Raw genomic sequence first — 1301 nt, 5'->3', positions numbered from 1 at the left:
CTGGTCGGTCGTTGTTGGACGAGATCGTTCGTGACGGCGCCCGGCAGATGCTGGCCGCGGCGCTGCAGGCCGAGGTTGCGGCCTACGTAGCGCAGTTCGCCGACCAGCTCGATGAGGACGGCCATCGGTTGGTGGTCCGCAACGGCTACCACCAACCGCGTGAGGTGCTGACCGCAGCCGGCGCGGTCGAGGTGAAGGCACCGCGGGTCAACGACCGCCGGGTTGACCCCGATACCGGTGTCCGGCAGCGGTTCTCCTCGGCGATCCTGCCCGCCTGGGCACGCAAGTCCCCGCAGATCAGCGAGGTGCTGCCGCTGCTATACCTGCATGGGCTGTCCAGCGGCGACTTCGGGCCGGCACTCGAGCAGTTCCTCGGCTCGGGTGCGGGGTTGTCGGCGTCGACGATCACCCGGCTGACCGCGCAGTGGCAGGACGAAGCCGCCACGTTCGGGCGCCGGGATCTGTCCGGCACCGACTACGTCTACCTGTGGGTCGACGGCATCCACCTCAAGGTCCGCCTGGAGCAGACCAAGCTGTGCCTGCTGGTGATGATCGGCGTGCGTGCTGATGGTCGCAAGGAGCTGGTCGCGATCACCGATGGGTATCGGGAGTCCACCGAGTCGTGGGCCGACCTGCTGCGTGACTGCAAACGCCGCGGGATGACCGCGCCGGTGCTGGCCGTCGGCGATGGTGCCCTTGGGTTCTGGAGGGCGGTCCGCGAAGTCTTCCCGGCCACCCGTGAGCAGCGCTGCTGGTTCCACAAGCAGGCCAATGTGCTTGCCGCACTGCCGAAGTCGGCACACCCGTCGGCGTTGGCGGCGCTCAAAGACATCTACAACGCCGAGGATATCGACAAGGCTCAGCTGGCGGTCAAGGCCTTCGAGGTCGACTTCGGTGCCAAGTATCCCAAGGCGGTCGCCAAGATCGTCGACGATCTCGATGTCCTGCTGGAGTTCTACAAGTACCCGGCCGAGCATTGGATCCATTTGAGGACGACAAATCCGATCGAAAGCACTTTCGCCACGGTGCGACTTCGAACCAAGGTCACCAAGGGGCCGGGATCACGCACGGCCGGGATTGCCATGGCCTACAAGCTGATCGACGCCGCACAGGCCCGCTGGCGGGCCGTCAACGCCCCGCACCTGGTCGCCCTGGTCCGCGCCGGCGCGGTCTTCCACAAAGGCAAGCTACTCGAACGACCCACCGACATCACCCCACCAACACCGCCTTCAAACGGTGACGAGAGCACCGGAACGGAGGTCGCCTGAAACACCCCGATCCACAGGTATTGACAATTTCTC

1 protein-coding gene is annotated in these 1301 nt (G+C 65.7%); it reads left to right on the top strand.

Annotation, left to right across the window (positions count from 1 at the left end):
• On the top strand, positions 1-1268 hold a 1268-nt coding region (locus AC3WTE_RS32605; protein ID WP_492443761.1), incomplete at its 5' end, for an IS256 family transposase.
• Positions 1269-1301: the final 33 nt, after the last annotated feature.

Source organism: Mycobacterium sp. FW102-FHT13B02 (genome assembly GCF_058790275.1).
This window is presented reverse-complemented; position numbering and strand designations above follow the sequence as displayed.